The organism is Endozoicomonas sp. ONNA2 (assembly GCF_024606365.1).
GTDB lineage: Bacteria > Pseudomonadota > Gammaproteobacteria > Pseudomonadales > Endozoicomonadaceae > Endozoicomonas.
The window spans coordinates 1-7,319 of the sequence record NZ_JAHHPO010000154.1; the positions used below are offsets into that span (position 1 = coordinate 1).

Genomic DNA, 7,319 nt, shown 5'->3' on the forward strand with positions numbered 1-7,319 from the left:
TAGCTGAACAGGGCTATTGATGCTTGAATAATGGATTTAGCGAATGGTTACGTCAATGCCGCTAAAAATCAAAATAAAAGATTGATATATCGAAAGTTTTTACAACAAATCGACAGAACTATGGGCAATTATGATCAACATAAAGAGGACTGAAGAGCACGCTCCAGCCACTGAGAAAATATTCAGGAGCAGAACCGTTCAAGGCAATCGATTAAATAGTTATGGTTGAAACTGTCCGATACCACGGCATGACCAACAGAACTCAGAAGCACCAGTCGTAATTGACCATCCAGCACTTTTTTATCCACTGCCATTAGCTCAAGAAAGCGATCCCTGGTGATACCGGAGGGAGGCATTACCGGCAGGCTGACACGTTCAAGCAAATATACAAGTCCATCAACGTCTTCTCTGGATATATTGCCTTCACGCCAGGAAAGATCAGCCGCCATCACCATACCAGCAGCCACCGCTTCACCGTGCAGCCAGGAGCCATAGCCGGTATGGGTTTCTATTGCATGGCCAAAGGTGTGTCCCAGGTTGAGAATAGCGCGAACACCAGACTCAGTCTCATCTGCCTCGACCACCCTGGCTTTGTCCTGACAGGATTGATGGATAGCCTGGGAAAGCGCCTCTGGATCACGATCCAGCAAACGCCCAATATTCTCCTGCAACCAATAATAAAAAGGTTTATCACAAATCAACCCATATTTGATCACCTCTGCCAGTCCGGCTGACAGCTCACGATCAGGTAACGTGTTCAGTGTTGCGGTATCGATAATGACGGCATTGGGCTGATAAAATGCACCGATCATGTTTTTACCCAAGGCATGGTTGACCCCTGTCTTCCCCCCCACTGACGAGTCAACCTGGGAGAGCAGTGTCGTTGGCACCTGAATAAAATCCACACCTCGCTGATAGCAGGCCGCAGCAAAGCCGGTCATATCCCCGATAACACCGCCACCCAATGCCAGCAACGTTGTTTTGCGGGTATGTTGTTCCTGTAACAGCCGATCGAAAATAAGGTTAAGTGTTCCAAGGTTTTTATACTGTTCACCATCCGGCAAAATGATTACCGTCGAATCATAATTTGCCAGGGTGCGCTTAATGAGATCCAGATAGAAAGGGGCAATCGTCTCGTTGGTGACAATGGCAACACGTCTGCCTTTGATGTAAGTCTGAAAATGGTCAGCGTTTGACAAAAGATCGGAGCCGATAAAAATGGGATAACTTCTATCTCCCAGATCGACTTTAAGTTCCAGCATGGTCGATGACTCCCTCACTGCCTTCCCAAACCAACCGTTTGAATGATTTTTTTGATAACCTGGCGGGGTGACAGGGTGGCGGTGTCCAGAACAAGGTCTGCGATCGACCGATACAGTGGGTCACGCTCTTCCAGCAGTCTGGTCAGAACCTCTTCACGGTTTGACTGTTGCAGCAATGGTCGTCGTTTGTCTTTTTCCGTTCTCTGCAATTGGATTGCTACCGGGGTACGCAAATAAACCACAAAACCATTAGCGCTTAGCTGTCGTCTGTTCTCCAGTCGGCCAACAGCCCCCCCACCGGTTGCCATGACGACGCCTTTCTGAGTACAAATATCTTCAACAACCTGGCTTTCCCTGTCCCGAAACCCCAGCTCTCCTTCCACATCGAAAATCCAGGGGATATCCGCGCCACTGCGCTCTTCAATCACATGATCCGAATCAAAAAAAGGCCGGGCCAGCTCTTTTGCCAGCATCCTGCCAATGGTACTTTTGCCTGCCCCCATGGGACCAATAAGATAGATATTTGTTAATGGCATGCTCTTTTGCCAGCCTGACTTCCTGCCTGTGTGCAGCGAGCGTAGCGCATCGCAAGCAGACATGACAACAAAAAACAGGAGCCAAGGCTCCCGTCATAGATTTTACAACCTGCTTTATACCAGCAGTCTAACGCAATGAAACACCTTCAGTAATGATTCTGGGCGTTATAAATACCAGAAGTTCTTCTTTATCATCACTCTCTGTTTTATTACGGAACAAGTTGCCAACCCAAGGAATATCCCCCAAAACTGGTACTTTGATAACGCCTTGTTTTTTACTCTGCTTAAAGACACCACCAAGAACGACGGTTTCACCATCTTCAACCAGAACCTGAGTAGTGATCTCATTGGTAGAAATAATGGGTACGTTGTTGGATGCCTGATCGGTTGTGTCGTCATTATTGATCTTGATATCCATAATCACACGACCATCAGGGGTAATCTGAGGTGTCACTTCCAGCCCCAGTACCGCGTCCTTGAACGCTACAGAAGTCGCCCCACTGGAGGTTTTCTCTTCGTACGGAATTTCTTTTCCTGATTTGATTATCGCAGTTTTCTTATCAGCGGTAATGACTTTTGGCTGTGAAATGACTTCACCTCCGCCATCACTTAGCAGGGCAGAGAGCTCAAGGTTCAAAATCGTGCCACCATTGGTGGAGAAGCCAATGGCAATAGCGCTTGAAGCCCCTCCGGTTACACTCAGGTCAGTAAATACATCATTCTCCTGGCCACCACCAATTGAAAGATCCCTGTTATCATCCTTGAGTGCATCCTCTTTAGACCCGGTCCACTTGACACCCAGTTCTTCCTGAAAGTTTGAGCTAAGAGTCACAATCCGCGCCTCAATCATCACCTGCCGGATAGGAATATCCAGCTGATCAATCAGCTCCCTTAATTCATCCAGCTTGACCTGGGTATCCTTGATCAACAGACTATTGGTTCTGGCCACCACCTGCACAGAACCCCTTTCTGTCAGCAGGCTGGCACCTTCTGCGCCTTTCAATACCGTGGCAATTTCTTCAGCGTCAGCGTAATTAATCTGAACCAGATCGGTATATACAGGGGCTAACTCACGAATCTGTTTTTCGTTCTCCAGCTGCTCACGTTCACGGGCCGCAATTTCAGCGGCCGGCGCCACAGTGAGGACATTGCCTTCCAAACGCTTATCGAGCCCTTTAGCCTTAAGCACAATATCAAGCGCCTGATCCCAGGGAACATTCTGCAGCCGCAAGGTTACATTACCCCCAACCGTATCCGATGCCACCAGATTCAGGTCAGTAAAATCAGCGATCAACTGTAGCACCGCCCGAACTTCAATATCCTGAAAGTTTAGCGACAGCTTGTCACCCTTATAGGAAAGCCCTTTTTTTCTTCTACTGTGTTCTTTTGGGTCTGGAGCCTTGACGCTGACAGTCAGCAGGTTGTCTGTCTGATAGGCCAGATACTCAAACTCACCCTTGGGCTCTATGGTAATAATGCTGTTACCATCCTGAACTGCGGCATCAATAAACTTGATCGGCGTAGCAAAGTCGATAACATCCAGGCGATTTCTCAAATTCTGTGGCAATATATCGCCCTGAAACTCCAGACGGATACGCCCCCCCTGCTCATTCATATCCATGGGAATCCTGGCATCGGACAGGGCAATGATAACCTCTCCCTCGCCGTCATCACCTCGCTGAAAACCAATATCGTTAATACCTCTTGTCATTTGAGCGGCTTGATAAGATGGCTCGCCCTGCTGCGATAATTCCCTTTGCACCGCTGTGGCGCTGCTGTTCTCGCCAAGATAAATGCTGAGCGTCCGGCCATCGGCCTGGCTGCTGAAGCCGGTAGGCTGCTGCAGATTAATGACCAGACGGGTTCTGTCACCAGCCTCAAGCACGGTCACACTCTTGGCATTATTAAAGCCAATCTCATTGTACTTGGGGAGTTCACTGCGGGTAAAAGGCAGGTCTATGGAAATCCGGGGGGGCTTCTCAATGCTGTAGCCATGGGCCACCGGTGCCGAACCATCAAAAGTCAAACGTATTTCGACCATCTCTCCGGGCAGTGCAGCCGCATCCATATTTTTCAGGGTGACACCCCACGCGGAAATAGGCAACATGGCCAGCAACGTATACAGAAACCCACGAACAGCCCTGGCCTGTAGCAGGGGACTAATATTCATCTAACTTACCTATTTCAGAATTAGCATTGTTGTTTTCATCGGCATCAGCGTTAAAAAATCCAGTCCATTTGAGATTCAAGGCAATATCCATGCATGCTTCGAAGCATCCCCTGAAAAAAGCCGCCCATGCCTTAATAAGAATCGGCTCTCAGGCCAGGAAAACCATTATTTTCAGGGGATGAGGTCATCCTGCACAACCACAATGAAAGATTCTCAAACCTCTACTGTGGACTGAACAAGATAAGAACTTTAAATACTAGATTAGTTGAGAAAAACTGCAGGCCTATTCCGACCGGTCAGAACTCCCCGGTTTGGCGGAACATCTGGTTTTATACTAATTTCGCCTTCTGAATATGTGAGCGAGCAACTCATTTTGAACAGCTGGGCAAAACGGAATGATGATTAAAAGCAGGGCTGTTGCGAGGAATTCCAACGAAGATCCAGCTTCAAAATGGATGCACAGTTCATATTCAGAAGGTGAAATTGGTATTACTATGCGACAGAGAATAATCGATCCTTCCAGATTTAACCCTCTCTCTGATTGATGCCCCTGGTGAAAGCTGCACTACCCAAGGTGATCAACATCGTGAATTGAACAAGTTGACGGGGCATCTCCTGTCGTTGCTGGCCAAATCAAGCTAAAGACAGATGCGAAACGTGAACACACAGCACGAGATGGTCACATCTGGCCCTTATGCTGTGGGCGGGGCTTAAGTCTACCTTGATAGAATCGATTAACTCCACACAACCAGCAGAGTACTGTCAACCAATCAGGGGATGACAGCAGCATCCTTGCTGGAAATATGACGATTCATTCACAAAGGGAATAAAATCATTGACTATTAAAATTCACGCGGAGAACTCTTGGCCGCTCAATCCAGTAACTTGGACCAGCAGGAACAATCTCGGTCAAACGCAATTCCTGGTCATCAAGGTAAGTAATGCGACCATGGTCACGACCCAGGTAATCCCCCACGCGAACCCGGTGAACACCATCAGCCCCCTGCACCAGCCCCCAGAATCCTTCATCGTTACTGATAGAGCCGACCAAACGGAACGAATCCAATTCAAATTGTTCCAGGTACTGTTTAACACGGCTTGCGTCTGGCTTGAGGTTGCTATTGAGCTGCTCAGGAGTCAGTTCAATTCTTACCGGCTGCTTGAAAGGACTGCGCATGGCAGATGCCTGGTAAGTAAAAGCCTCATAAGGCCTGAAGCTGGGCAATGGCTCAATATTACCCGTAGGACGAGCCCTCATCTCTGCCATAAAGTCATCAATGTCTTGATACCCCTGACGACCACCATCCGAGCATCCGGCAAGAATCAGCGCAGCACTGGCAGCAATGCCAAGTTGAAGCAATTTCATCATAGCCCCCCTTGATCATTGTAGCGGTAAGTTTTTGCAAGAATGTTCATGGTTAACTGACCACTCTTGCCCGGGCGAATCTCAAAATCATGCAAGGTCACTATTCGCGAAAGACTGGCGACACCACTGACGAAGTTACCCAAATCATGGTATGTGCCCGTTACGCCAATACTGATTGGCAGCTCGATATAAAAATGGCTGACATTTTCATCCTGAAGTTTGATTTCTTCGATTTGAAGACCAGCTCCACGCCCGGTAAAAGTAATGTCTTCAAGCAACCCGGGAACCTCTGTATCACTGGGCAGCTGCTTCACCAGCGCACCAAACGAGTCTTCCATTTTCGCCATCTGTTCGCGGTAGGCTTTAAGGTTTGCCGACTGGAACGCCCTGATTCGATATTGCTCCCGCAAATCCTGCTCTTTACTGGCAGCGACATCATATCGTTGCTGCAAACTGGTCAGGTGAAATTGATAGCCAAGCCCAAGCACCAAAGCCAGAGTCAGAATCCAGACAATTGCCTTGACTCCCAAAGGCCATGAACCGATGTTTTCAAAATCAATATCATTCAGATCAAGATCATTCAGTTTTTGTAACGAATCTGCAAGGCTCATAGTCCCCCCTTGGCCTGAGTGGGGTTGATCTGCTTAACCATCAGATCAAACTCATTCCAGCGCTGACTGTTGGCCGATACCTTCCTGACGGCGGTCAGATTTGGCTCAGCAAACCATTCAGAGTTATCGAAGTTTCTCATCAAGGCAGAGATGCGATTATTGGATTCGGCAACCCCGACAAGCGACAGGCTATTCCCCTCCAGCATTATCTGCTTGAAATAAACACCCTCAGGGACTACATGTGCCACCTGATCAAATATGCGAACAATAACAGGGCGGTTTCCCTGCAGGTTTTGAATGACCTGCATCCTTTCAAGCAGAAGTTCTTTTTTGGTTTTCAGATCCTTGATTTCAACGATTCGCTGATCAAGTAGCGAAATTGCATTTTGCAGATATTGATTACGGCTCTGCTGTTGACTGATGTTATGGCTGATGTGAAGATCGCCGATAAAGACCAGCCCAATACCGACCACCACCATAAACGCCCAGACGACAATGAAACGCTGCTTGCGGTTTTTTCTGAGTTCTTCACGCCAGGGTAATAGGTTAATTCTTGCCATCAGTCGAAACTCCTCATGGCAAGGCCACAGGCAATCATCAGTGTTGGTGCCTCCCTGGCCAGTTGGTCCTTATCCACTTTCCCCGCCATGGACATCCCGGCAAAGGGGTTTGCTACTCTGGTGGGGACCCCCAGTTTATTCTGAATCATTTCCGCCATACCTGAGATTGAAGCTGAGCCTCCTGCCAGCGCAACGGCATCCACTTCATTAAATTGGCTGGACGAATAAAAGAATTGCAATGAACGTAATACCTGCTGAACCACTGTTTCCCGAAATGGCTCCAGAACTTCAGGTTCATAATCAACAGGCAGCCCCCCCTTACGCTTGGCTTTCTCTGCTTCTTCAGGGCCGAGGCCATAACGGCGCTGAATCTCATCAGTCAACTGCCGTCCACCGAATAACTGCTCACGGGTATATACTATCTTACCCCGACTGATCACATTCAGTGTGGTTTTCGTGGCACCAATATCGAAGATAGCAAGCACCGGGTCCTGATCTGGCAGGTCAAGCTGGCCATCAATCAATTCGCATGCCCGGCCCATGGCAAAAGCTTCGACATCAACAACCCTGGCCTTTAACCCCCCAAGCCGAAGTGCCTCCTCGCGCATTTCTACATTGTCACGACGACAAGCTGCCAGTAACACTTCAACTCGTGCGGGGTTTTTCTCGTTCAAACCCTGAACTTCAAAGTCGATGGCCACTTCATCCATTGCATAGGGAATATACTGGTCTGCCTCAACCGTGATCTGGGTTTCCATCTCAGCTTCACTAAGCGAAGCATCCATATCGATGGTTTTGGTGATAACGGCAGCGC

General features: G+C 48.3%; 7 protein-coding genes. All 7 read right to left on the reverse strand.

Annotated elements, in window-relative coordinates; translation table 11 throughout:
• Positions 1-182: 182 nt before the first annotated feature.
• Positions 183-1,262 (reverse strand): 3-dehydroquinate synthase, encoded by a 1,080-nt coding sequence (aroB, locus tag KDK14_RS02780; protein ID WP_257263497.1) that lies wholly within the window; start codon positions 1,260-1,262, stop codon positions 183-185.
• A 14-nt stretch (positions 1,263-1,276) separates the two neighbouring features.
• Positions 1,277-1,798 (reverse strand): shikimate kinase AroK, encoded by a 522-nt coding sequence (gene aroK / locus KDK14_RS02785; protein WP_257263498.1) that lies wholly within the window; start codon positions 1,796-1,798, stop codon positions 1,277-1,279.
• 127 nt (positions 1,799-1,925) lie between these two features.
• On the reverse strand, positions 1,926-3,968 hold the full coding sequence (locus KDK14_RS02790; RefSeq protein ID WP_257263499.1) for a type IV pilus secretin PilQ: 2,043 nt from the start codon (positions 3,966-3,968) through the stop codon (positions 1,926-1,928).
• 832 nt (positions 3,969-4,800) lie between these two features.
• Positions 4,801-5,337 carry a pilus assembly protein PilP gene (locus KDK14_RS02795; protein WP_257263500.1) on the reverse strand — a complete coding sequence of 179 codons (537 nt, stop codon included), beginning with the start codon at positions 5,335-5,337 and terminating at the stop codon, positions 4,801-4,803.
• Entirely contained in the window at positions 5,334-5,945 is a 612-nt protein-coding gene (locus KDK14_RS02800; protein WP_257263501.1) for a type 4a pilus biogenesis protein PilO, read from the reverse strand. Before KDK14_RS02800 ends, KDK14_RS02795 begins: the two co-directional genes overlap by 4 nt.
• Positions 5,942-6,505: a PilN domain-containing protein gene (locus KDK14_RS02805; RefSeq protein WP_257263502.1), complete on the reverse strand. Its 564-nt coding sequence runs from the start codon at positions 6,503-6,505 to the stop codon at positions 5,942-5,944. Before KDK14_RS02805 ends, KDK14_RS02800 begins: the two co-directional genes overlap by 4 nt.
• A partial coding sequence (locus KDK14_RS02810) for a pilus assembly protein PilM (protein WP_257263503.1) occupies positions 6,505-7,319 on the reverse strand: 815 nt, incomplete at its 5' end. The genes KDK14_RS02810 and KDK14_RS02805, both read right to left, overlap by 1 nt.

Bases quoted from the DNA above. Each gene is read 5' to 3' on its own strand.
- aroK (WP_257263498.1), bottom strand. From the start codon at position 1,798: ATGCCATTAACAAATATCTATCTTATTGGTCCCATGGGGGCAGGCAAA.
- aroB (WP_257263497.1), bottom strand. From the start codon at position 1,262: ATGCTGGAACTTAAAGTCGATCTGGGAGATAGAAGTTATCCCATTTTT.
- KDK14_RS02800 (WP_257263501.1), bottom strand. From the start codon at position 5,945: ATGAGCCTTGCAGATTCGTTACAAAAACTGAATGATCTTGATCTGAAT.
- KDK14_RS02795 (WP_257263500.1), bottom strand. From the start codon at position 5,337: ATGATGAAATTGCTTCAACTTGGCATTGCTGCCAGTGCTGCGCTGATT.
- KDK14_RS02790 (WP_257263499.1), bottom strand. From the start codon at position 3,968: ATGAATATTAGTCCCCTGCTACAGGCCAGGGCTGTTCGTGGGTTTCTG.
- KDK14_RS02805 (WP_257263502.1), bottom strand. From the start codon at position 6,505: ATGGCAAGAATTAACCTATTACCCTGGCGTGAAGAACTCAGAAAAAAC.